Below are 23,477 nucleotides of genomic sequence, written 5' to 3' on the forward strand. Positions count from 1 at the left end.
CCCGCCCCCGCCCACTAGGCTCCGTGTTCGTGGCGGTACTGGAGGGCGCGGCGCGCAAGACACTGGCGTTCGGGAGACGGGCTCTCGGGCTCGACGTGCCGACACCCGATCACACCGTGGCGGTCCTGCACCGCGACGAGAGCGAGGTGCCCGGGCTCGACAAGAACGAGCGGGCCCAGCTCGACCGGATCCGCCTGATGGGCGCGACCGGCACCGTCCTCATGGCGATCGCCGCGCTGGGCATCGGCGCGCAGCCCGTGCACCAGAACCCGGTCTCGGGCGTCCGGGTGCTCGGCATCTTCGCCCGCGCGCACACCGGCTCGCTGGCCATGTGCATGTTCGGCACCGTGCTGGTGATCGGCGCGTGGCTGCTGCTCGGCCGCTTCGCGGTCGGCGGACTGGCGGGCTCGCCGCTGCACCGGCTCTCGCGTTCACAGCTGGATCGCACGCTGCTGCTGTGGATCATCCCGCTCAGCGTCGCCCCGCCGATGTTCAGCAACGACGTCTACTCCTATCTGGCGCAGAGCGAGATCGCCGCGCGCGGCATCGACCCGTACGTCGAGGGCCCGGTGGCCGGGCTCGGCATCGACAACGTCCTGACCAACAATGTGCCGACCATCTGGCGCGACACCCCCGCCCCGTACGGCCCGCTGTTCCTCTGGATCGGGCGCGGCATCGCGGAGCTGACCGGCGACAACATCATCGCCGGAGTCTGGGTGCACCGGCTGCTGGCGCTGGCCGGTGTAGCGCTGATCGTGTGGGCGCTGCCGCGGCTGTCGGTGCGGTGCGGGGTGGCGCCGGTGAGCGCGCTGTGGCTGGGCGCGGCCAATCCGCTGGTGCTGTTCCATCTGGTCGGTGGGGTGCACAACGACGCGCTGATGCTCGGGCTGATGCTGGCGGGCGTGGAGCTGATGCTGCGGGCGATCTACGGTGACGGCGGCACACCCGACCGGCTCACCGCGACGAATCTCCCACCCTTCGACGGTCGCGCCTACGCCCTGCTCATCGGCGGTGCCGTGGTGATCACGCTGTCCTCCTCGGTGAAACTCACCTCGATCATCGCCCTCGGCTTCGTCGGCATGGCTCTGGCCAGACGCTGGGGCGGCACCCCCAAGGCCATCCTGAAGGCGGCCCTGCTGCTCGGCGTGATCGCGGGCGTGACGACCCTGCTGGTGAGCTCGCTGAGCGGACTCGGTTTCGGCTGGGTCTTCACGCTCAACACCGCCAGCGCCGTGCGCAGCTGGATGTCGTTGCCGACCGTCATCGGGATCATCACCGGTTTCGGTGGCGTGCTGCTCGGCCTGGGCGACCACACCACGGCGCTGTTGTCGATCACCCGGCCGATCGCCGCGCTGGTGGCGGCGTATGTGGTGGTCCGGATGCTCGTCGCCACGGGAACCGGCAGGCTGCATCCGGTGGGCGCGCTGGGTGTCGCGCTCGGCGCGGTCGTGCTGTTGTTCCCCGTGGTCCAGCCCTGGTACCTGCTCTGGGCCATCGTCCCCCTGGCCGCCTGGGCCACCCAACCCGTCTTCCGCGTCCCCGCCGTCGCCTTCTCGGCGGTCGTCTCCCTGCTGGTGATGCCGCGCGGTGCCGAGTTCCAGGTCTTCCAGATCATCGGTGCCGCACTGGCTGCCGCGGTCTGCTTCGGTCTGTTCTTCGCGCTCACCCGGCACACCCTCCCGTGGCGGGCCCAGACGGGGGTGTCGGCTCCGTCACAGCGGGCCACGGAATACGGTGTCACCTCGTGACGACACGCTCCGGACCGGCCGTCCGCGTCGACGGCGTGGTCAAGCGCTACGGCGAGACCACCGCGGTCGACGGCCTGCGCTTCGACGTCGAGCGCGCCCAGGTGTTCGCGCTGCTCGGCCCCAACGGCGCGGGCAAGACCACCACCGTCGAGATGTGCGAGGGCTTCGTGCGTCCCGACGCGGGCACCGTGCGGGTGCTCGGTCTCGACCCGATCGCCGACTCCGAGCAGCTGCGCCCGCGCATCGGCGTGATGCTGCAGGGCGGCGGCGCCTACCCGGGTGCGCGCGCCGGCGAGATGCTCGACCTGGTCGCCGCCTACTCGGCCGACCCGATCGACCCCGACTGGCTGCTGACCACCCTGGGCCTGCAGGACAATCGCCGCACCCCCTACCGCAGGCTCTCCGGCGGCCAGCAGCAGCGCCTCGCGCTGGCGTGCGCGCTGGTGGGCAGGCCTGAGATCGTCTTCCTCGACGAGCCCACCGCGGGCCTGGACGCCCAGGCGCGCCTGATCGTCTGGGAGCTCATCGACGCCCTGCGCCGTGACGGTGTGAGCGTCGTGCTCACCACGCACATGATGGACGAGGCCGAGCAGCTCGCCGACCGGCTGGTGATCATCGATCACGGTCAGGTCGTCGCCGAGGGCACCCCGGCCGAGGTGACCGCACACGGCGCCGCGGGCCAGCTGCGCTTCTGCGCCCCACCCAAGCTCGACCTCGCGCTGCTGAAATCGGCGCTGCCGGAAGGGTTCTCGCCGCGCGAGACCACGCCGGGCACCTATCTGGTCGAGGGCGAGATCAACCCGCAGGTGCTGGCCACCGTCACCGCCTGGTGCGCCAGGATGGACGTGCTGGCCACCGACATCCGCATCGACCAGCGCCGCCTCGAAGACGTCTTCCTCGAACTGACCGGACGGGACCTGCGCGGATGACCGACACCACGAGCCGCTTCGCCCCCGGCACCTTCGCCCCCGCCCCGCGCCCCGCCTCGCGCGCGGCCATGCTCACCGCGCAGACCGCGCTGGAACTGAAGCTGCTGCTGCGCAACGGCGAACAGCTGCTGCTCACCATGTTCATCCCGATCACCCTGCTGGTCGGGCTCACCCTGCTGCCGTTCGGCGATCTCGGTGAGCACCGGGTCGAGAAGATCGTGCCCATGGTGATGATGACCGCGGTGATGTCGACCGCGTTCACCGGCCAGGCCATCGCCGTCGGCTTCGACCGCCGCTACGGCGCGCTCAAACGCCTCGGCGCCACTCCGCTGCCCCGCTGGGGGGTGATCGCGGGCAAGTGCGCGGCCGTGCTGATCGTGGTGGTGCTGCAGGCGATCCTGCTGGGCGCGATCGGGATGGCGCTGGGCTGGCGGCCCGGTTTCGGCGGGCTGGCGCTGGGCGCGCTGGTGATCGCCCTGGGCACGGCGACCTTCGCCGCCATGGGCCTGCTGCTGGGCGGCACGCTCAAGGCCGAGGTCGTGCTGGCCCTGGCCAATATCCTCTGGTTCATCATGCTGGGCGTGGCGAGCCTGGTGCTCGTCGGCGACTCGCTGCACACCGCGGTGACCGTGCTCGTACGGCTGGTGCCCTCCGGCGCGCTGGCCTTCACCCTGGAATCGGCCCTGTCCGGCACCGTCGACTGGTTCGGCGTCGCGGTGCTCGCGGCCTGGGGCCTGGTCTGCGGCTGGCTGGCCACCCGCCTGTTCCGCTTCAGCTGACAAGATCAACGACGACCTGTAGTAGCCCTGCCGGTGGGCCGGAATCCGCGGCCAGTACCATCATGACGTGCTGTATCGCGCCTTCCTGGGACTCGTCGACCGGCTTCCGCTCCCCTCGCTGCGGGTGCAGCGGCTCATCGCCTTCGCGGTGATCCTCAGCCAGGCCGGGATCTCGGTGACCGGCGCCGTCGTGCGCGTCACCGCCTCCGGCCTGGGCTGCCCGACCTGGCCGCAATGCTTCCCCGGCAGCTTCACCCCGGTCGGGGTGTCGGAGGTGCCGATCATCCATCAGACCGTCGAGTTCGGCAACCGCATGCTCACCTTCGCGGTGACGCTGTGCGCGGCGCTGATCGTGCTGGCGGTCGTGCGCGCGCGGCGGCGCAAGGAGGTGCTCGCCTACGCGTGGCTGATGCCCGGCGGCACCGTCGTGCAGGCGATCATCGGCGGCATCACCGTGCGCACCGGTCTGCTGTGGTGGACCGTCGCGGTGCACCTGCTGGCCTCGATGGTCATGGTGTGGCTGGCGGTGGTGCTCTACGCCAAGATCGGCGAGCCCGACGACGGTGTCGAGACCGTGCAGGTCCCCGCTCCCCTGCGCTGGCTGACGGCGCTCAGCGGCGTCGCGCTGGCGGGCGTGCTCGCCGCGGGCACGCTGGTCACCGGCGCCGGTCCGCACGCGGGCGACAAGAGCATCGAGCGCCAGGTCGAACGGTTGCAGGTTGAGATCGTCCCCCTGGTGCACCTGCACTCGCAGCTGCTGGTCGGCTACCTCGCGCTGCTGATCGGGCTGGCTTTCGGCCTCTACGCCGTCGGGATGACCCCCGCGATCCGCACACGGCTGTGGGTCGTGCTCGGCCTCGTCGTCGCGCAGGCGCTGGTCGGCGTCGTCCAGTACTTCACCGATGTGCCCGCCGCGCTGGTCGCGATCCATGTCGGCGGCGCCGCGGCGTGCACGGCGGCGACCGCCGCACTGTGGGCCTCGCTGCGCACCCGCGAACGGATCGACGTGCCCGCGGCGGCGGTACCGGCCGCTTCCTGACCCACAACGACGACAGCCCGCGATCTCCGGCGAGATCGCGGGCTGTTCTCGTCTCGGACGCCTACGCGCCGGCGAAGACGTCGGCGTTGCGCGCCTTCGGGAAGCGCTTCTGATGGGCCACCCAGCCGGCCATCTTCTTCCAGTGCGACTTGAGCGGGGTGACGATCGAGCCCAGCTCACGGCTCCACTCGTCGGTCTCTGCCAGCCCGTCGACCTTCTCGACCAGCGCCTTGGCGGTCGCCATATCGGCCACCACGCGGTCGCCGAGGATGCCGTCGGACCCGACCAGGGTGATGCGCACGCCCTGCTCACCGATGTACTGCAGCACGGCCGTGCCCGAACCACCGTGCTCGGCGACGAACTTCGCGACGGACTTCTCGACCTCGGCGGGCACCCGCACGGCGGCCGGGGCGTCGGTGGTAGCACTCATGGGCGAGAGTTTACCGGCCGGTAGTCGCGAGTCCACCCCCGAGTGGTGTCGAACACGGGGGTGTACAAAGGAGACTCATGCGCGCCATTCAGGTTTCCGAGCACGGTGGTCCCGAGGTCCTGCGATCGGTGGAGCTGCCCGACCCGCGGATCGGGCCCGGTCAGCTGCTGGTCGACACCCAGGCCATCGGCGTGAACTTCATCGACACCTATTTCCGCACCGGCCTGTATCCACAGGCGACGCCGTACATCCCGGGCTCCGAGGGCACCGGCATCGTGGCGGCGGTCGGCGCGGAGGTCACCGGGTTCGCCGTGGGCGACCGGGTGGCGTGGGCGTCGGCTCCGGGCAGCTACGCCGAGAAGGTGGCCGTCGACGCCGACGTCGCGGTGCGGGTGCCCGAGGGCGTCGAGCCGACCGTGGCCGCCGCCGCCCTCCTACAGGGCATGACCGCCCACTACCTGGTCGAATCGGTGTTCCGTCCCGAGCCGGGTGACCCGGTGCTGATCCACGCGGGCGCGGGCGGAGTGGGCCTGCTGCTCACCCAGATGGCCGCCGCCAAGGGCGCCCGGGTGATCACCACCGTCTCCACCGACGACAAGGAGAAGCTCTCCCGCGCGGCGGGCGCCGCCGAGGTGCTGCGCTACGGCGACGACCTGGCCGACCGCGTCCGCGCGCTGACCGGCGGCGCGGGTGTCGCCGCGGTCTACGACGGCGTCGGCGCGAGCACCTTCGACGCGAGCCTGGCCTCGCTGCGGGTGCGCGGCACCCTGGCCCTGTTCGGCGGGGCCAGCGGCGCGGTCCCGCCGTTCGACCCGCAGCGTCTCAATGCCGCCGGTTCCGTCTGGCTGACCCGTCCGTCCCTGGGCGCCTACACCCGTGACCGGGCCGAATTCCTCTGGCGCGCCACCGATGTCTTCGACGGCATCGCCGCGGGCACGCTCGATTTCCGGATCGGCGCCACCTTCCCGCTCGCCGACGCCGCGCGGGCGCACACCGAGCTCGCGGCCCGCCGCACCACCGGCTCGATCGTCCTGCTGCCGTGAGCCGCCCGCGGCCGGCACGGCACTGACCGGGGCGGATCGCGGGCGCGTCCCGTCCGCGATCCGGCACCGCGCCTCTACATTCGGTCCATGAGCACGCCCACCTCAGCGGCCCCGGGCACGGTCCGGCGCCTGAGCTATCCGATGTTCGCCGTGATCGTCGTGGTCTACCTGGCGATCATCCAGCTCGGCGGACTCGCGCTGGAACATCTGTCCGGCGAGGACGATTTCTTCACCACCCGCGGCGTGGTCTTCGGCATGATCCTCCCGCTCGGCGCCGCACTCGCCTTCACCTACGGCGTCATCACCTACCTCGGCTGGTTGCGGCCGGTCCTGCACGACGACCGGCCCACCCGGCCCTGGGTGTGGGTGGTGCCGATCGTGTTCGTGGTCGCCATCGCCGCCGGGATCGACTACGGCGCGCTGGCCGAGAAGGGCTGGGTCTATGTCCTCGTGCTGCTGGTGGCCACCCAGTTCGTCGGCTGGGGCGAGGAGGGCATCTTCCGCGGCATCGGCGTGACGGTGCTGCGTGCGCACGGACTCACCGAGGGCCGCGTGGCGCTGTGGTCGAGCGTCGTCTTCGGCGCCGTACACCTGACCAATGCGATCGGGCACGGTCTCTCGGCGCTGCCACAGGCGATCATCGTCAGCCTGGCGGGCTATTTCTTCTACCTGATCCGCCGGGTCAGCCGGGGTAACGCCCTCAACTCGGTCATCCACGGCCTGTTCGACTTCGCCCTGCTCAGCGGCGTGGCGATCCTGCCGGACCAGACCTTCTACCCCGGCACCCTGCTGCCGATCCTGCTCTATCCGGTGCTCGCGATCATCCTGCTGGTCAAGCGCCGCGCTATCGAACCGGTGGGCGCGACTCAGTAGTCGCGGCCGGTGAGCCCGCGGTAGACGAAGCGGGTGATCGACTCGATCGCCTCCTCGTCGGTGAGGGTCACCGCGCCCTCGCGCACCATGCGCAGCATGCCGTCCACGGCGGCGAACATCATCGCCAGGCTGGCGTCCACGGTGCCGGGGAGGGCGAGTCCGCGCGCGGGGAATTCCGCCACGTGGTCGGCGATGTCGGCGCGCTGCTCGGCGCCGAAACCCGCGATCACGCGGGCGAAGTCCGGGCTGACCTGCGCGGCCTCCTCCATCGCCCGCAAGACCGCGGCGTTCGCCCGCGCGAAGGTCCAGTACCCGCGCACGTGGTAGCGCACCGCCGCCGGATCGGTGAAGTCCGCGAGGTGGGCGGGGTCGGCCGCCCGCTCGTCACTGGCGGCGGCCAGGTCGCCCAGCAGGGCCTGGAGCAGCTCTTCCTTGCCGGCGAAGTGGTTGTAGAACGAGCCCGCCGCACGTCCGGCGGCCGCGGTGATGTCGGTGATCTTGGTGTTCAGATAGCCGCGTTCGGCGAACAGTTCGCGCGCCGCGTCCTTGAGCGCCTGCTCGGTCTCCGCCGATTTCTCGCGCCTGCTGCCTGCCACCGATGCCACCTCCTTGACAGCAGACGGTACCAAGAGTGAAACTGAATTCACATTCACTGAATTGTGATTCATTCAAGAGTCTCGGAGGCTTTCCCATGTCCGACCAGGTAGTTGTCACCGGAGCGGGCCCGACCGGGCTCACCCTCGCCCTCGATCTGGCCCGGCGCGGCGTCGCGGTACGCATCGTCGACCGGGCCGCCGTGCCGTTCGCCGGTTCGCGCGGCGACGGCATCCAGCCGCGCACCCTGGAAGTGTTCGACGACCTCGGCGTGCTCGACGCAGTCCTGGCCGCCGGGCGCGATCTGCCGATCATGCGCGCCTACTTCGGCGGCACCCCGGTGGGCGAGCGCCGGATGGCCGAACCCGTCGCCCCGACACCGGACGTGCCCTACCCGAACGCCTGGGTCCTCGGCCAATCCGACACCGAGGCCATCCTGCGGGCCCGGCTCGCCGAACTCGGCGTCACCGTCGAATTCGGTACGGCGGTCACCGATTTCACCCAGGACGACACCGGCGTCACGGTCACTCTCCAGCACGGTGAGACGATCCGCGCCGCCTACCTGGTCGGGGCCGACGGCGGCGCGAGCACGGTCCGCAAGCGCCTGGGCATCGCCTTCGCGGGCAGCACCGACGAGTCCCTGCGCATGCTGCTCGGTGACGTCCGCGCCGACGCCCTCGATCACGAGTACGGCTACTGGTTCGCCGCGTCCGCCGACCGGCCCACCGACGGCATCGCCCTGTCACCGCTGCCCGGCGGCCGCCTGTTCCAGTTCGCCGCGCCCCTGGCCGAGGATCGCGAGCCCGACCTGGCCGCCCTCCAGGAGTTGATGGACCGGCACGCGCCCGGCGCCGGTGCCGAGCTCAGCGATCTGCGCTGGATCACCGTGTGGCGCCCCAACATCCGGCTGGCCGAACGGTTCCGCGCAGGCCGGGTACTGCTCGCGGGCGACGCCGCGCACGTGCACCCGCCCACCGGCGGCCAGGGCCTCAATACCGGCGTCCAGGACGCCTACAACCTCGGCTGGAAACTCGCCGCCGCCCTGCACGGCGACCCGGCGCCACTGGACACCTACGAACCGGAGCGCCGCGCGGTGGCCGCCCGCATCCTCGGCCTGAGCACCGAACTCCTGGACAAGCTGGTCGACGGCGCCGAGGACGCGATGGCCCGCGGCCCCGAGACCCGCCAGCTCGACATCAGCTACCGCTCCCCCACCGACCACGGCCCGCTCGTCGCCGGTGACCGCGCACCCGACGCACCCTTGCACGACGTGCAAGGCCGCCCGATCCGCCTGTTCGACGTCTTCCGCGGCCCCCACGCGACCCTGCTCCGCTTCGCACCGGCGAACCCCGGCGAACCACCGGCCTCCCCCACCGACAGCGGCCCGCTCTTCGGCGAGATCCGCACCGTCGAGATCCACCGGACGGGTACCGGCAACAACGTTCCCGGCGCCCTCGTCGACACCGACGGACACGCCTTCACCGCCTACGCGGCCCACCCCGGGGCCCACGTCCTCATCCGCCCGGACGGCCACCTCGCCCGGCGCTGGTGACCCCGGAAACGACCGATGGCCGGGCACCCGGCCCGGCCATCGGTTCGTCTCGAAGAATCAGAGCCCGAAGAAGCTGCCCACGGTGTCCCACCCGAGCACCGAGTCCACGGCCAGACCACAGAACACCACCGCCAGGTAGTTGTTCGACTGCAGGAACAGCCGCAGCGGCTTGACCGACTCCCCGCGGCGCACCCCGGCGTAGAGCTGGTGGGCCATCAGCAGGAACCAGGCACCGGCCACCAGCGCGACCGCCGCGTAGATGACACCCGTCGCGGGCACCAGCGCCAGCGTGGCCAGCACGGTCAGCCAGGTGTAGATGACGATCTGCTTGGTGACCACCTGCTCGGTCGCCACCACCGGCAGCATCGGCACGCCCGCCGCGCGGTAGTCCTCCTTGTAGCGCATGGCCAGCGCCCAGGTGTGCGGCGGCGTCCAGAAGAAGATCACCGCGAACAGCACCAGCGAGGGCCAGCCGATGGTGCCGGTCACCGCCGACCAGCCGACCAGGGCGGGCATGCACCCGGCCGCGCCGCCCCACACCACGTTCTGCGAGGTCCGGCGCTTGAGGCCCTTGGTGTAGACGAAGACGTAGAACAGGATCGTCGCGACGACGAGCACGCCGCTGAGCAGATTGGCCTGCCACCACAGCCAGGCGAACGACAGCGCGCCCAGCGTCACGCCGAAGACGAAGGCGTTGCGGGTGGGCACCGCGTCGCGGGCCAGCGGGCGGCGCGCGGTCCGCTTCATCACCTTGTCGATGTCGGCGTCGGCGACACAGTTGAGGGTGTTGGCGCTGGCCGCGCCCATCCAGCCACCGAACAGGGTGACCAGGATCAGCCGGATGTCGACGTTGCCGCGGTCGGCCAGCAGCATCGTCGGGATGGTGGCCACGAGCAGCAGCTCGATGACGCGGGGTTTGGTGAGCGCGATGTAGGCCAGCGGCTTGCGCACGATCCGCGCGCCCAGGCTGTCGCCGGCGAGGCGATCGGCCAGCGCCGTCGACGAGCTACCGTGCGCACCGCTACTACCCGGCTGGTGACCGATCCGCACTGTTTCTCCTCGCACGCTGTGCTTCTCATCCGGCAATGGAACGAGCAGCGCGCGGCTGCGGCGCGGCCACTACTACAGACGATGGTAGACCCACGCCGACGCCGCTCCGCGCCAGGGCCCCGCGACCGTGCGGGTGGTCACCATCCCCCGCGTGCCGGGAACGGGCCTACACTCACACCCAGGGTTCGCGCCGGTTCGGTATAGCAGCACCTCTAGGGTATTCCTGTACATCGGTACGCACCCCGGCCGCGTGCGATCCGGATCCAGACACCATCGCCGCTGCCATGTATCGCCGTCGACGAAACCTAGGTCAGGAGAACCACGGTCGTGTCAGTCACAGACGACATTCGCGCCCTCACTCAGCGGAACTACCCCAGCGACTGGACGGACCTGGACACCAAGGCCGTCGACACGGCCCGTGTACTCGCCGCCGACGCGGTGCAGAAGGCGGGCAACGGCCACCCGGGCACCGCGATGAGTCTCGCGCCGGTCGCCTACACGCTCTTCCAGCGCACGATGCGTCACGACCCGACCGAGCCGCGCTGGGTCGGCCGCGACCGCTTCGTCCTGTCCTGTGGGCATTCCAGCCTCACCCTCTACGTGCAGCTCTACCTGGCCGGTTTCGGCCTCGAGCTCACCGACCTCGAGCAGCTGCGCCAGTGGGACTCGCTGACCCCCGGCCACCCCGAGTTCCGCCACACCGACGGCGTCGAGATCACCACCGGCCCGCTGGGTCAGGGCCTGGCCTCCGCCGTCGGCATGGCGATGGCGGCCCGGCGTGAGCGCGGCCTGTTCGATCCGGACGCCCCGGCGGGCACCAGCCCGTTCGACCACTTCATCTACACCATCGCCTCCGACGGCGACCTGCAGGAGGGCGTCACCGCCGAGGCCTCCTCGATCGCGGGCACCCAGCAGCTGGGCAACCTCGTGGTGATCTACGACGACAACGAGATCTCCATCGAGGACGACACCGACATCGCCTTCACCGAGGACGTGGCCGCGCGCTACGAGGCCTACGGCTGGCACGTGCAGACCGTCGAGGGCGGCGAGGACGTCGTCGCGATCGAGGCCGCCATCGAGGCCGCCAAGGCGGTGACCGACAAGCCGTCGATCATCATCCTGCGCACCATCATCGGCTTCCCGGCCCCGAACAAGATGAACACCGGTGGCGTGCACGGCGCCGCGCTGGGCGCCGACGAGGTGGCCGCGGTGAAGAAGGCGCTGGGCTTCGACCCGGAGAAGTCCTTCGACGTCGACCCGGCCGTCATCGAGCACACCCGCAAGGCCCAGATCCGCGGCACCGAGGCCAAGGCGGCCTGGCAGCAGGACTTCGACGCGTGGGCCGCGGCGCACCCGTCGAACAAGGCCCTGTTCGACCGCCTGCAGACCCGCTCGCTGCCCGCGGGCTGGACCGAGGAACTGCCGACCTTCGAGCCCGACCCGAAGGGTATGGCCACCCGCAAGGCCTCCGGCAAGTTCCTGGCCGCGGTCGCCGATGTGCTGCCCGAGCTGTGGGGCGGTTCGGCCGACCTGGCCGAGTCCAACAACACCACCATGCCCAACCAGCCGAGCTTCGGCCCGGAGTCGATCTCCACCGGCATGTGGAAGGCGCAGCCCTACGGGCGCACCCTGCACTTCGGCATCCGCGAGCACGCCATGGGCTCGATCCTCAACGGCATCGCGCTGCACGGCCCGACCCGCCCCTACGGTGGCACCTTCCTGGTGTTCTCCGACTACATGCGCCCGGCCGTGCGTCTGGCCGCGCTCATGCGGGTGCCCTCGATCTATGTGTGGACCCACGACTCCATCGGCCTGGGCGAGGACGGCCCCACCCACCAGCCGATCGAGCACCTGGCCGCGCTGCGCGCCATCCCGGGCCTGAACGTGGTCCGCCCCGGTGACGCCAACGAGACCACCTACGCCTGGCGCACCATCCTCGAGCGTGACTCCGACGAGCACACCTCGCACTTCCACACCTACGACACCCCGCACCAGGACGGCCCGTCCGCGCTGGCGCTGACCCGCCAGGACGTGCCCACCCTCGAGGGCACCAGCTACGAGGGCGTCAAGAAGGGCGGCTACGTGCTGGCCGAGGCGTCCACCGGCACCCCGCAGGTGATCCTCGTCGGCACCGGTTCGGAGCTGCAGCTCGCCGTCGCCGCGCGCACTACGCTGGAGGAGCAGGGCATCCCGACCCGCGTGGTCTCGATGCCGTGTGTGGAGTGGTTCGACGCGCAGGACCAGGACTACCGCGACGAGGTCTTCCCGCCCGCGGTGCGCGCCAGGGTCGTCGTCGAGGCCGGGATCGCGATGCCGTGGTACCGGTTCGTCGGTGACGCGGGCGAGATCGTCTCGATCGAGCACTTCGGCGCGTCGGCGAACTTCAAGAAGCTCTACAGCGAGTTCGGTGTCACCGCCGATGCCGTCGTCGCCGCCGCGCAGCGTTCGCTCGACAAGGTGAAGGGGTAAAGACCATGGCACAGAACGAGAATCTCGCCGCGCTCTCGGCCGCGGGGGTCTCGGTGTGGCTCGACGATCTGTCCCGCGATCGGATCGACTCCGGCAATCTCGCCGAGCTGATCGCGACCCGTGGCGTCGTCGGGGTCACCACCAACCCGAGCATCTTCCAGGCCGCCCTCAGCAAGGGCCACGGCTACGACACCCAGCTGCGTGAACTCGCGGCCCAGGGCGCCGACGCCGACGCCGCGATCCGCACCATGACCACCGACGACGTGCGCGCCGCCTGCGACGTGCTCGCCCCGGTCTTCGAGCAGACCGGCGGCGTGGACGGCCGGGTCTCCATCGAGGTCGACCCGCGCTTCGCCTTCGACGCCGACAAGACCGTCGCCCAGGCGATCGAGCTGTGGAAGATCGTCGACCGCAAGAACCTGTTCATCAAGATCCCGGCCACCGAGGCGGGCCTGCCCGCCATCACCTCGGTGATCGGCGAGGGCATCAGCGTCAACGTCACGCTGATCTTCTCGGTCCCGCGCTACCGCGCGGTGATGGGCGCCTACCTCGACGGCCTGCGCAACGCCAAGATCGGCGGCCACGACCTGGCCCGGATCCACTCGGTCGCCTCGTTCTTCGTCTCCCGCGTGGACACCGAGATCGACAAGCGTCTCGACGCGATCGGCACCCCCGAGGCGCTGGCGCTGCGCGGCAAGGCGGGCGTGGCCAACGCCCGGCTGGCCTACGCCGAGTACCAGGACGTGTTCGACGGTGGCGCGCACACCTCCACCTACAACCACCTCGCCGCCCAGGGCGCCAACCGGCAGCGGCCGCTGTGGGCGTCGACCGGGGTGAAGAACCCGGACTACTCCGACACCCTCTACGTCACCGAGCTGGTCGGCCCGAACACGGTCAACACCCTGCCGGAGAAGACCCTCGAGGCCTTCGCCGACCACGGTGCGGTCCGCGGCGACACGCTCAGCGGGCACGCGGTCGAGGCCGCCCAGGTCTTCGCCGACCTGGCCGCCGTCGGCATCGACCTGGACGATGTGTTCGCCCTGCTCGAGCGCGAGGGCGTCGACAAGTTCGAGTCCGCGTGGGGCGAGCTGATCGAGGCCACCACCGCCGAACTGACCGCGGCGGCGGGGGGCAACTGACCCGATGGCCGGCACAGCATCGACGGATCAGGCGGGGCTGTGGCAGAACCCGCTGCGCGACGAACGCGACAAACGGGTCCCCTTCATCGCGGGCCCGTGCTGCCTGGTGATCTTCGGTGTCACCGGAGATCTGTCCCGTAAGAAGCTGATGCCGGCCATCTACGACCTGGCGAACCAGGGGCTGCTGCCTCCCGGTTTCGCTCTGGTCGGCTTCGCCCGGCGCAACTACGCCGACGAAGACTTCGCCGCGGTCGTGCTGGCCGCGGTCAAACAGCACGCCCGCACGCCCTTCCGCCAGGAGGTCTGGGACCGCCTGATGGAAGGGCTGCGGTTCGTCCAGGGCAGCTTCGACGACGACGTCGCCTTCGCCACCCTCGCCGAGACCCTGCGCACGCTCGACGCCGAACGCGGCACCGGCGGCAATTACGCCTTCTACCTGTCGATCCCGCCGAACATGTTCCCGGTGGTGCTCGACCAGCTCTCCGAACACGGCCTGGCCAAGCCCGCCGACACCGCCCCCGACGGCTACCTGCCGTGGCGCCGCGTGGTGATCGAGAAGCCCTTCGGCCACGATCTCGACAGCGCCAAGGAACTCAACGCCCTGGTCAACCGGGTGTTCCCCGAGGAGCAGGTCTTCCGCATCGACCACTACCTCGGCAAGGAGACGGTGCAGAACATCCTGGCGCTGCGCTTCGCCAACGAGCTCTACGAACCGATCTGGAACGCCAACTACGTCGACAGCGTGCAGATCACCATGGCCGAGGACATCGGCCTGGGCGGTCGCGCGGGCTATTACGACGGCATCGGCGCCGCCCGCGACGTCATCCAGAACCACCTGCTGCAACTGCTCGCACTCACCGCCATGGAGGAGCCCACCTCCTTCGAGCCGATGCAGCTCACCGCCGAGAAGATCAAGGCGCTCTCCGCCACCAAACTCGTCGAACCCCTGGACGAGACCACCGCGCGCGGCCAGTACACCGAGGGCTGGCAGGGCAGCGAACACGTCGTCGGCCTGCACGAGGAAGAGGGTTTCGACCCCCAGTCGCGCACCGAGACCTACGCCGCCATCACCCTGCACGTGGAGAACCGCCGCTGGGCGGGTGTGCCGTTCTATCTGCGCACCGGCAAACGCCTGGGCCGCCGGGTCACCGAGATCGCCGTGGTGTTCAAGCGCGCCCCGCATCTGCCCTTCGACCAGACCATGACCGAGGAACTCGGCCAGAACGCCCTGGTCATCCGGGTCCAGCCGGACGAGGGCATCACCCTGCGCTTCGGCTCCAAGGTCCCCGGGTCGAGCATGGAAGTGCGCGATGTGAACATGGACTTCAGCTACGGCGAGGCGTTCACCGAGTCCTCCCCCGAGGCCTACGAGCGGCTCATCCTCGACGTGCTGCTCGGGGTGCCGTCGCTGTTCCCGGTCAACGCCGAGGTCGAATTGTCCTGGCGCATCCTCGATCCCGTGCTCGCGCACTGGGCCGCCGAGGGCAAACCCGAACCCTACGAGGCGGGCACCTGGGGTCCCGTCTCGGCCGATGAGATGCTCGCGCGCAGCGGGCGGGAATGGCGGCGCCCGTGATCGTCGACATGCCCGACACCGACACCATCGCCGTCGCCAAACGCATGGTGCAGCTGCGCGAGACCAACGGTGTGATCACCCAGGGCCGCGTGCTCACCCTGGTGGTCTGCACCCTGGACTCCTCCGAGGCCGAGGACGCGATCGACGCCGCCAACGACGCCAGCCGCGAACACCCCTGCCGCGTCATCGTGCTGGCCCGCGGCGACCGCGACGCCGAGACCCGGCTCGACGCCCAGATCCGCGTCGGCGGGGACGCCGGCGCGGCCGAGGTCATCGTGCTGCGGCTGCAGGGCCCGCTGGTGAACCACGAGAGCAGCGTCGTCACCCCGTTCCTGCTGCCCGACACCCCGGTGGTGGCGTGGTGGCCGCGCGGCGCCCCGGAATTCCCGTCGCAGGACTCGGTGGGCAGGCTGGCCAAGCGCCGGATCACCGACGCCACCTTCGCCCCCGATCCGCAGGCCGCCATCAAGAAGCGCCGCTACTCCTACGCGCCCGGCGACACCGATCTGGCGTGGAGCCGCATCACCTACTGGCGCGCGCTGCTGGCCGCCGCGCTGGACGAACCGCCGTTCGCCCCCGTCACCGCGGTGACGGTGTCGGGGCTGGCCGAGGAGCCCGCGCTCGACACCCTCGCCGGGTGGCTGGCCGCGCGGCTGAGTTGTCCCGTCATCCGCAAGACGGGTGAGCTGCGGGTGGAGTTGCACCGCGGCTCCGATTCGATCGCCATCGCTCGTCCGCAGTTGGGAAGGACCGCTACGCTGACCCGAACCGGCGAACCCGATCAGCGAATTGCGCTGGCGCGCCGGGAAACTCGCGATTGCCTCGCCGAAGAACTGCGGCGTCTCGACGCCGACGAGATCTACGCCGAGGCGCTCGCCGGAATCGAGAAGGTGACCTATGAGTGAGCGCATCGACGTGCACGACGAGCTCGGCGCCGAGTTCCCCGCCAACACCGTCGAGGTCCACGACGACCCCGACCAGCTCGCCGATGCCGCCGCCGAACGTTTCGTCGACGTGATCGTCGCCGCGCAGGCCGAACGCGGCACCGCCTCGGTGTCGCTGACCGGCGGCAGCGACGGCATCCGCCTGCTCGAATGTGTCCGCCGCGATCCCGGGGCCATCGACTGGTCCCAGCTCTACGTCTACTGGGGCGACGAGCGTTTCGTCCCCGACGGCGACGCCGACCGCAACGAACTGCAGGCCCGCCAGGCCCTGCTCGACCACGTCCCGCTCGACCCGGCCCACGTCTTCCCGATCGCCGCCTCCGACGGCACCTACGGCTCCCCCGAGGCGGCCGCCGCCGCCTACGCCCAGCTCATCCACACCGAGCTCGACGAGCGCGGCGAGTTCGACCTCACCGTCCTCGGCATGGGCCCCGAGGGCCACATCGACTCGCTGTTCCCGCACTCCCCCGCGATCCGCGAGCAGACCGACTACGTCGTCGCCGTGCACGACTGCCCGAAGCCGCCGCCGACCCGGGTCAGCCTGACCCTGCCCGCGATCCACCGTTCCCGCCACGTCATGCTCGTGGTCAGCGGTGTCGGCAAGGCCGCCGCGGTCGCCGCCGCCGTCAACGGCGCCTCCCCCGACGACGTCCCCTCCGCCGGTGCTGTCGGCATCGACTCCACCACCTGGGTCATCGACGAGGCCGCCGCCACCGACCTGCTGCTCGACCACGAGGACGACTGACCCTCAGGTATTCCGGTGCCGGGCCCATCACGGCCCGGCACCACCAGCCCGGCATCGCTCCGTCTGCGCGGCACCTCGGCACCCGCCCGGTCGGTGGCCGCCGACCCACTCGGTATGGTCGATGACGTTCGACCGGCCGGAAGGGTGACTCCAGCAGCATGATCCAGACCGAAGCAGTGACCTTCCCCGACCATGTGCACGGCTACCCGCAGGTCGCCTTCGGCGGTTACGTCGCCGGCCTGCTGGCCCGCCGATCCGGCGCCGAGACCGTCCGCGTCGACTTCCGCCGCGCCGTCCCCGTCGACACCCCGCTCGCCCTGACCGCGGGCGACCCCGGCCACACCGCCCTGGTCGACACCGAGGGCACCCTGCTCGCCCAGGCCACCCCCGCCACCCTCGACCTCACCCCGCCACCGGTCCCCTCCTGGTCCGTCGCCGGCGCCGCCACCGAGGCCGCCCTCACCAGCCCGAAACGCCCCGTCACCGACTGCTTCGGCTGCGGCGTCGAATGCGCCCCCGGCAACGGCCTGCGCCTGTTCCCCTGGGCCGTCCCCGACAGCCAGCTCATGGCCGCCGCCTGGACCCCCGACCCTCGCCTTGCCGACGAGACCGGCCACCTCCCCCCGGAAATCATCTGGTCCGCCCTGGACTGCCCCGGCGGCATCGCCGCCTGGGTCCACCAGGGCATGGCCAAGGGCGCCGTCACCGCCGCCCTCACCGCCACCCAGCTCCGCCCCGCCCCCGTGGGCGCCGACTACATCGCCCACGCCTGGCCGATCCACCACGAAGGCCGCAAACACACCGTCGGCGTCGCCCTCTCCACCCGCGACGGCGACCTCTGCGCGGTGGCCGAGGCCCTCTGGGTCGCCCCGCGCGCCTGACGCACGATCACAAGGGCAGCATGTCCGCGCGGAGCGCGTGACGCACCCGCCACTGCTCGGGCGACCCCGTCGGCCAGGGGAACCCACCCTGGTCGAACACCCGATTCAGATACGCCACGAACGGCATGGTCGATTCGCCGACGAACAGCCCGTCCACACACCCGTCCGGCAACCCGATCCCATACGGCCCTCCCCCACTGACGTTCTCCTTGTGCAGCCGATCCGGCGCGAGCGGCAGCACGAACCGCGTTCCCGAGTCCCACTCACTCCACCTCTCGTACTCCTCGGCGAAGAATTCGCGGATCGACGATTCAGGATGGTGCGCCCCTTCGACCTGGATCACCAGCGGATCCCCCGACGACGACTCCGGCCAGTCCGGATGCGTACCGACCAGCCACACGTCCCCGACCAGCCGCACCCACGACAGCAGCGTCATGGGCACGGCACCGAACCGCTCCCCGAGCCAGCGCGCGTGCTCGGCGGCATTCTCGGTCGCCGGGATGAACGGCACCACGGGCACCTGGTCGTCGTCGTTGGTGTGAAATCGGTAGCCGCTCTCGGTCAGCCGCTCGACGATCACCTCGATATTGCGCCGGGCCCGCAGCGCCATCTCGTCACAGACCAGCTGCGCTTCCCCGGCGAATGCGGTGTCGTGGATCGTGCCGCCCAGCTGCCGCAGTTCATGCCAGACCTGTTCCCGCTGCCCGTCTCGATACCGGCCGAGCCAGTCGGGCGATGACGCCGTTCTCACGCCTGGCCATCCTGCCACCCGGCGATCAGCGATGCAGGGTCGGCCGATAGACGAGCTCCTGGATATCACCGTCGAGCGTCCGGCTCTCCAGCAACTCGAGATCGAAATCCGCCGCCCCACGGAAGATCGCAGCGTCGCCCGTCTTCCCCGTGATCACCGGGAAAATCGTCACCTGCACCCGATCCACCAACCCCGCCGCCAGCAACGCCCGATTCATCGACAAACTCCCATGCGACCGCAACGGCACCCCCGATTCGTCCTTCAACCGCGCGACGACATCCACCGCATCCCCACTCACCACCGTCGCATCCGGCCAATCCAACGGCCCACGCAATGTCGTCGACACCACCGTCGCAGGCAGATTCCGCATCTTCGTCACCCACGCATCCCGCACCGACTCCTCCCCGGACGCCAGAATCTCCCGAAATGCCCGATAAGTATTGGCCCCGAACACCATCCGCTGCTCCCCGCCATACAACGAAAGCCGATGCTCCAACAACTCCGGCCCCTGCTTCCCCCAGTAACCACCCCAATCACCCCCACTCACCCCACCGAACCCATCGAGACTCGAAAACACATCGAACGTATACGTAGCAGCCATGACACTCTCCTCGGTTGTCCATCGTCTACGAATACAGACGACCACCCCCACCGATATTCATCGCAGCCCGGAGCCCGAATCGCTCCCCTGTTGCGCCAGCATATGGGCGCCGCTAGCGTGACGCACGAAGGTTCCACGGGGGAAACGGGGAAATATGCACGACCATGATCAATGCGGTGCGATCCGCCGATGAGGAAGATCGTCTTATGCGCTGCACTTTCACTCATCCTGCCCATCAGCGGCTGCGCCTCCGGGAACGACGCGACTCCCGAAGCAACGACCACCATCCAGCCGACCGATCTCTGGAGCCTGATCAGTGCCACCACCGCCCAAGCTCCGCTGACGAACGAGAAGATCAACGCGCTGTACAACACCCGCCTGGAAGGCACCGGACGCCGCGATATCGGCCCGGTCGTCGCCATCGGCGGCATCCCCATCGAGGAAGTAACCAGTGTCAGCCGCCCCGACGGCACCTGGGCCTTCACCCACCTGGAAATCGACGAACCCCGGTGCATCAGCCTCGACGAGGTGAAAACGCACTACCCCGACATCGAGAAGACGAACATGCCGCGCGGCCATTCCCTGGAGGAACGCTATGTGTGGACATCCTGGCAACCGTGGGGAACCCTGAACTTCGGCTTCCCGGAACGCGACTACTGCCTCGCCGGCTTCGCCCTCTACACCGAAGACGAGTACACGAGACGGCCCTACCCGTCATCCTGACAGGACGAGGATCACCCGGCGGTTCTCCTCACTCGACTCGCGGTGCGTAGAGCTCAGCATTGAACAAGACTTGCGCCCCGTGCCTCGTGAACAATTTGCGCTGAAGAGTACGCAGCACCACGAGCCCCTCCGCATCGGAAAACGTACTCACCATCCGGAACTCGGTACCGGCACCGAACAGTTCACTCCCGAACGCCAGCTCACTCAGAAAAAGCACCTTGGCCGTGTCGATCTCCGGCAGCCGCTCCCCATCGGCAACGGCTCCACGCAACCTGCCGATATCTCGATAGAACTCTTCCCGATCCGCATACCCGAGCGCCCGAACCGGAATCGGCGCCCGTGTCGAGATCCCCACCCAGCTCGCGAGAGCGGCATCCAAGAAATCACGCTCTCGTCCGGTCAGCGCGGCCATATCACGTTCCATGCCTCTACCCCTCCGTAGCATCGATCCAGCGACCACCTCACCATCAGTCGCGAAGACGCTCCACCGTGCGATCGAAAACCGCTCGCAGAACCTCGGATTCGGCCTGGATCCGCGCATCGGTCACGACCTCACCGGTCCGCGACAATATGGTCACCGAGGCGGTGACCATCCGGTCTCCGACCTGTCCCACCAGTCGTTCCTGCACCATCGGCGTCTCCACCAGCGGCTGACCGGCCCCGCGCACACCCTGGCTACCGGCGTAGCGATATCCGATGGCGTCCGCCCCGGCCTCCGGCGCAGTCCCCTGTGTCAGCGCCAATGTCTGCCGCTCCGAACTCGCGCCGATCTCACGGCAGTCCCGCGCCGCGTCCGCGAAGTCGCCGACCGATTGTTCCGCGTCGACGACATACACGAGATACACCGCCGACCCCACTCCCGAGGACACCGACTCCCCCGCGCCCGCGCCCGCAGGCGGCTCGATCAGCTTCCGGCACCGCTCATCGGTGAACGCCAATCGTTCCCCCGGCCCGGGCAACGCCGACGCGAAGGATTCCGGATTCCCGATCATGGAGTAACCGGCCGGAAAATCCGTCAACGACGGCAACGCCGCCAGCGGATCGACACCGCCACCGTCATCGGATCCACACGCCGCCGACACCACCGCCGCGACGGCCAGGACAGCCGCCAACAGACCGCCCCTCACTTGATGTCCTTGGTGGGATCGGGGATGTTCAACGTCGTCGGACTGTTCCGCTGCACGGTCATGACCTCGTCGATCGACGCGGAGCGCCACTCTCCGGGCGGCATCGCCACCGGGTAGCCCTGGCCGCCGGTGATCGGCACGACCATCTTCTGCTCCTGGATCTCATACTTCGGCTCCCACACGATCATGGATTTGCCGTCGTTGTTGTAGATTTCCTTTTCCGTCATCTCGACGAGCCGAACCCGATAGCTCGTCCCCTCGTTGATGCTTCCGCTCGGCACCGACCAGGTCTGGTCCCATGGCGTCCAGTCGGTCGTGTACTTGTTTGGATCGAGCTGGACAGTCCGCGGCGACTCGACCGGCATCCGCGCACCGTTCTCGGCATTCGCGTCGGGATAGGGATTGTCGGTCGTCTGGGCGTACACAGTGTTCAAGCTCGGGGAGGTGCTCACCTGGGGCGCGCCGAGAACGATTGCCGGGTCCCCGTCCGGCAGCGTCGCGAACGCCTTCTCGATCTCCGCCTGGACCGTGCTCGCCGCCGTTCGCGCGTTCTCCAGCGCCTGCTTGACTGCCGTCGTCGACGCGTCCGCGTCCACCTGCAACGCTCCCGCGGCCGTCGAATACGACGACGCGTCCAACTGCGACAGCAAGGTCTGGTGGGTGCTCGCCGAGATCGTGGTCGTGCCGTCGTCGCCGACCTCGTAACCGTTCGCCTGCGCGGCCCGCACCGCGTTCACGACCGCGCCCTTGGCCGACTCCAAGCTGCTCGCACCGGCTTGCGCGGCGCTGGCACCGTTCTGCAATGCCGTGATGAACGCCTTCGTGCTGGTGCGGACCGCTTCGTGCTTGCTCCGCATCGCCTCGGCCGCGCTACCGGTCCAGAAGTCCCGGCTCGCGTCCACCACACGGTATCGCGTGTCGTCGAAGGAAGTCAGCGACGAAGCCTGTGTCGACCAGGCGTCGCCGCGTGCGGTCAACGTCGCGGTGTCCCAGTTCAGGACATGTGCCACCGTCAGTGTCCCGGCTTCGGCCAGCGACTTCTGTTCCTCGATACCGAGCGTCGTCATGCCAGCGCCGCCTGCGCCGCGCCCAGGTCACCGGCGTTCTGGGTGTCCTTGCTCTGGAATTCCGTCACCGCCGTCGAGGTCGCCTTCGACAAGGCCTCGTACTCGGCGACCAGCGTCTGCGCGGCCTTGGCCACCTTGCCGATCGCCGTCGTCGCCGCGTCCGGCACCTTCGTCCCCGGCAGTGTCACCCCCGCGTCACCGGATTCCCCGGTGAACACTGTCGCCAGTTCCGACTGCGCCTTGCCCAACGTTGTCGCGAGCTCTTGTGTCCGTGTCGGATCCAGATCCAGATCTGTTGCGCCGGCCATGCTTTCCCCCGTTTCTCGCCATGCGTTCGACGGCTACGCTAGCGAGCCTCCGCGCACCGGCGCAACAAGATCGAACGCGCACGTCGACGGCTGCTCACGGGCCCGATAGGCTCACCGGAGTATTCGGGGTAGAGAAGGTAGCGCGGTATGGGGGATATCGATCCGGTCTCCGGGCACATCGAACGGCTTCAGCGTGCGCTCACCGACGCCAGAGGAAAGGCCACCAGCGCCGACGGCAAGCTGCGGGTGGAGGTGGGCGCCAACGGCACCCTGCACAGTGTCGAACTGGGCGAGGGCGGAGCCGATCTCGACCCCCGGCTGCTGGTTTCGATGATCGTCGACCTGCACAGAGAAGCCGTGGCGGACGCGGCGGCGGTCATGCGCGAAGCGGTCGCGGCGCTGGGAAGCGACCCGCGACTCCAGGAGGACAGACAGGACGTCGTCGACAAGCTCGCCCGCCCTCGCCCGAGCGGCGAGAACACCGGCACCACAGCACCTTCCACGACCGAACCCACGACAACCACCGCCCCTCCGGAAGAACGGAATCCACCCGCTCACCCGGACCGCAGCCCCACGTCGGCGCCAGACAGGGCACCGGCTGTCGGCCACGAACCGCCCCCGGCACCGGCCGCGCCCCCGATGCCCGCCCCACGCCCGGCACCGGCCGCGCGCCCGGCCCGACCCCCGCGACGCCCTGCCGCACCGGCCCGTCTCTCCGAATTCGACCCGGTCACCTTCGCCCCGATCACCCGGCCACGCCCCTTGTCGACGCCCGCGGTGACCACCGACCGGCCGCGCCGATCCACACCCCCTGGCGAACCCCCGCGCCCCGACCGATCAATCTCACCCGCCGAAGCCGCGCCCACATTCACCCCGCCGGGACCCACCGCACCGATCTCCCACCCGAACACCGACGAACAGCCCGCACCCCGGACCCCCGAATCCACTGAACCGGCTCCGGACCTCGACATCACCCCCTGGGGAGAACCCGCGGAGGACACCACCCTCACCGACGAGGGCTGGCCCCCGGACGACCACCTCACCCTGTCGACCGACTGGTGGAACCTCCCGTCGTCCGACCCCCGCTGACCGCAACTGTCAGCGGGACA

Annotated in this window: 24 protein-coding genes; 15 read left to right on the forward strand and 9 right to left on the reverse strand. The window is 69.8% G+C overall.

Annotated elements, in window-relative coordinates; all coding sequences use genetic code 11:
• Positions 1 to 29 precede the first annotated feature (29 nt).
• The 4 genes from mptB (at position 30) to ACFC06_RS06785 (ending at position 4,495) form a co-directional block, all read left to right on the forward strand.
• The gene (gene mptB, locus ACFC06_RS06770) at positions 30 to 1,748 is read left to right on the forward strand and encodes a polyprenol phosphomannose-dependent alpha 1,6 mannosyltransferase MptB (RefSeq protein WP_375928602.1); all 1,719 of its coding nucleotides are present in this window, start codon (positions 30 to 32) and stop codon (positions 1,746 to 1,748) included.
• Complete coding sequence (locus ACFC06_RS06775; RefSeq protein WP_375928604.1) at positions 1,745 to 2,677, forward strand: ABC transporter ATP-binding protein; 933 nt, start codon at positions 1,745 to 1,747, stop codon at positions 2,675 to 2,677. The genes mptB and ACFC06_RS06775 overlap by 4 nt, the downstream gene beginning before the upstream one ends.
• Positions 2,674 to 3,456, forward strand: a complete 783-nt coding sequence (locus ACFC06_RS06780) for an ABC transporter permease (RefSeq protein WP_375928606.1) — start codon at positions 2,674 to 2,676, stop codon at positions 3,454 to 3,456. The genes ACFC06_RS06775 and ACFC06_RS06780 overlap by 4 nt, the downstream gene beginning before the upstream one ends.
• A 67-nt stretch (positions 3,457 to 3,523) precedes the next feature.
• Complete coding sequence (locus tag ACFC06_RS06785) at positions 3,524 to 4,495, forward strand: heme A synthase (protein ID WP_375928608.1); 972 nt, start codon at positions 3,524 to 3,526, stop codon at positions 4,493 to 4,495.
• Between the two features lie 61 nt (positions 4,496 to 4,556).
• Here ACFC06_RS06785 and ACFC06_RS06790 read toward each other — a convergent pair whose 3' ends face one another.
• Complete coding sequence (locus tag ACFC06_RS06790) at positions 4,557 to 4,925, reverse strand: hypothetical protein (protein WP_375928610.1); 369 nt, start codon at positions 4,923 to 4,925, stop codon at positions 4,557 to 4,559.
• 77 nt (positions 4,926 to 5,002) lie between these two features.
• On the opposite strand from ACFC06_RS06790, the gene ACFC06_RS06795 reads away from it, so the two are divergent.
• Positions 5,003 to 5,968, forward strand: coding sequence for a quinone oxidoreductase (locus tag ACFC06_RS06795; protein WP_375928612.1), 966 nt, complete (start codon positions 5,003 to 5,005; stop codon positions 5,966 to 5,968).
• A gap of 87 nt (positions 5,969 to 6,055) precedes the next feature.
• Entirely contained in the window at positions 6,056 to 6,841 is a 786-nt protein-coding gene (locus ACFC06_RS06800; protein ID WP_375928614.1) for a CPBP family intramembrane glutamic endopeptidase, read from the forward strand.
• Here ACFC06_RS06800 and ACFC06_RS06805 read toward each other — a convergent pair.
• The gene (locus ACFC06_RS06805) at positions 6,835 to 7,437 is read right to left on the reverse strand and encodes a TetR/AcrR family transcriptional regulator (RefSeq protein WP_375928616.1); all 603 of its coding nucleotides are present in this window, start codon (positions 7,435 to 7,437) and stop codon (positions 6,835 to 6,837) included. The genes ACFC06_RS06800 and ACFC06_RS06805 overlap by 7 nt on opposite strands.
• 95 nt (positions 7,438 to 7,532) lie before the next feature.
• Between ACFC06_RS06805 and ACFC06_RS06810 the strand changes: the two genes are divergently transcribed.
• The gene (locus ACFC06_RS06810; RefSeq protein ID WP_375928618.1) at positions 7,533 to 8,987 is read left to right on the forward strand and encodes an FAD-dependent monooxygenase; all 1,455 of its coding nucleotides are present in this window, start codon (positions 7,533 to 7,535) and stop codon (positions 8,985 to 8,987) included.
• 57 nt (positions 8,988 to 9,044) lie between these two features.
• On the opposite strand, the gene ACFC06_RS06815 is transcribed toward ACFC06_RS06810, so the two are convergent.
• Positions 9,045 to 10,037, reverse strand: a complete 993-nt coding sequence (locus ACFC06_RS06815; RefSeq protein WP_375928620.1) for a heme o synthase — start codon at positions 10,035 to 10,037, stop codon at positions 9,045 to 9,047.
• A 327-nt stretch (positions 10,038 to 10,364) separates the two neighbouring features.
• On the opposite strand from ACFC06_RS06815, the gene tkt reads away from it, so the two are divergent.
• The 6 genes from tkt to ACFC06_RS06845 all read left to right on the forward strand — a co-directional run bounded on the left by tkt (position 10,365) and on the right by ACFC06_RS06845 (position 17,791).
• A complete protein-coding gene (gene tkt / locus ACFC06_RS06820; RefSeq protein ID WP_375928622.1) occupies positions 10,365 to 12,506 on the forward strand; it encodes a transketolase in 2,142 nt (713 codons plus the stop codon).
• A 5-nt stretch (positions 12,507 to 12,511) separates the two neighbouring features.
• Positions 12,512 to 13,645, forward strand: a complete 1,134-nt coding sequence (tal, locus tag ACFC06_RS06825; protein ID WP_375928624.1) for a transaldolase — start codon at positions 12,512 to 12,514, stop codon at positions 13,643 to 13,645.
• Between the two features lie 4 nt (positions 13,646 to 13,649).
• Positions 13,650 to 15,221 carry a glucose-6-phosphate dehydrogenase gene (zwf, locus tag ACFC06_RS06830; protein WP_375928626.1) on the forward strand — a complete coding sequence of 524 codons (1,572 nt, stop codon included), beginning with the start codon at positions 13,650 to 13,652 and terminating at the stop codon, positions 15,219 to 15,221.
• Positions 15,218 to 16,126 (forward strand): glucose-6-phosphate dehydrogenase assembly protein OpcA, encoded by a 909-nt coding sequence (gene opcA, locus ACFC06_RS06835; protein ID WP_375928628.1) that lies wholly within the window; start codon positions 15,218 to 15,220, stop codon positions 16,124 to 16,126. The genes zwf and opcA overlap by 4 nt, the downstream gene beginning before the upstream one ends.
• Positions 16,119 to 16,910, forward strand: a complete 792-nt coding sequence (pgl, locus tag ACFC06_RS06840; protein ID WP_375928630.1) for a 6-phosphogluconolactonase — start codon at positions 16,119 to 16,121, stop codon at positions 16,908 to 16,910. Before opcA ends, pgl begins: the two co-directional genes overlap by 8 nt.
• A gap of 158 nt (positions 16,911 to 17,068) precedes the next feature.
• Positions 17,069 to 17,791 (forward strand): PaaI family thioesterase, encoded by a 723-nt coding sequence (locus ACFC06_RS06845; RefSeq protein ID WP_375928632.1) that lies wholly within the window; start codon positions 17,069 to 17,071, stop codon positions 17,789 to 17,791.
• Positions 17,792 to 17,798: 7 nt separating this feature from the next.
• Here ACFC06_RS06845 and ACFC06_RS06850 read toward each other — a convergent pair whose 3' ends face one another.
• Together ACFC06_RS06850 and ACFC06_RS06855 are read right to left on the reverse strand one after the other, a co-directional pair.
• Positions 17,799 to 18,542, reverse strand: a complete 744-nt coding sequence (locus ACFC06_RS06850; RefSeq protein WP_375928634.1) for a hypothetical protein — start codon at positions 18,540 to 18,542, stop codon at positions 17,799 to 17,801.
• Between the two features lie 25 nt (positions 18,543 to 18,567).
• Positions 18,568 to 19,143, reverse strand: a complete 576-nt coding sequence (locus ACFC06_RS06855; RefSeq protein WP_375928636.1) for a dihydrofolate reductase family protein — start codon at positions 19,141 to 19,143, stop codon at positions 18,568 to 18,570.
• Between the two features lie 189 nt (positions 19,144 to 19,332).
• Between ACFC06_RS06855 and ACFC06_RS06860 the strand changes: the two genes are divergently transcribed.
• Positions 19,333 to 19,866: a hypothetical protein gene (locus ACFC06_RS06860; RefSeq protein WP_375928637.1), complete on the forward strand. Its 534-nt coding sequence runs from the start codon at positions 19,333 to 19,335 to the stop codon at positions 19,864 to 19,866.
• A 28-nt stretch (positions 19,867 to 19,894) separates the two neighbouring features.
• Here ACFC06_RS06860 and ACFC06_RS06865 read toward each other — a convergent pair whose 3' ends face one another.
• Genes ACFC06_RS06865 through ACFC06_RS06880 form a run of 4 tightly spaced genes read right to left on the reverse strand, consistent with a single transcriptional unit; the run spans position 19,895 to position 22,368 of the window.
• Positions 19,895 to 20,278, reverse strand: a complete 384-nt coding sequence (locus ACFC06_RS06865; protein WP_375928639.1) for a hypothetical protein — start codon at positions 20,276 to 20,278, stop codon at positions 19,895 to 19,897.
• 55 nt (positions 20,279 to 20,333) lie between these two features.
• The gene (locus tag ACFC06_RS06870) at positions 20,334 to 20,951 is read right to left on the reverse strand and encodes a hypothetical protein (RefSeq protein ID WP_375928641.1); all 618 of its coding nucleotides are present in this window, start codon (positions 20,949 to 20,951) and stop codon (positions 20,334 to 20,336) included.
• A 38-nt stretch (positions 20,952 to 20,989) separates the two neighbouring features.
• The gene (locus tag ACFC06_RS06875) at positions 20,990 to 22,060 is read right to left on the reverse strand and encodes a hypothetical protein (RefSeq protein ID WP_375928642.1); all 1,071 of its coding nucleotides are present in this window, start codon (positions 22,058 to 22,060) and stop codon (positions 20,990 to 20,992) included.
• Positions 22,057 to 22,368 carry a hypothetical protein gene (locus ACFC06_RS06880; protein WP_375928643.1) on the reverse strand — a complete coding sequence of 104 codons (312 nt, stop codon included), beginning with the start codon at positions 22,366 to 22,368 and terminating at the stop codon, positions 22,057 to 22,059. The genes ACFC06_RS06875 and ACFC06_RS06880 overlap by 4 nt, the downstream gene beginning before the upstream one ends.
• 147 nt (positions 22,369 to 22,515) lie before the next feature.
• On the opposite strand from ACFC06_RS06880, the gene ACFC06_RS06885 reads away from it, so the two are divergent.
• Positions 22,516 to 23,457, forward strand: coding sequence for a YbaB/EbfC family nucleoid-associated protein (locus ACFC06_RS06885; protein WP_375928644.1), 942 nt, complete (start codon positions 22,516 to 22,518; stop codon positions 23,455 to 23,457).
• The last annotated feature ends 20 nt before the right edge of the window (positions 23,458 to 23,477 follow it).

The sequence above is a fragment of the Nocardia sp. NPDC056064 genome, from assembly GCF_042266925.1.
Classification (GTDB): domain Bacteria; phylum Actinomycetota; class Actinomycetes; order Mycobacteriales; family Mycobacteriaceae; genus Nocardia.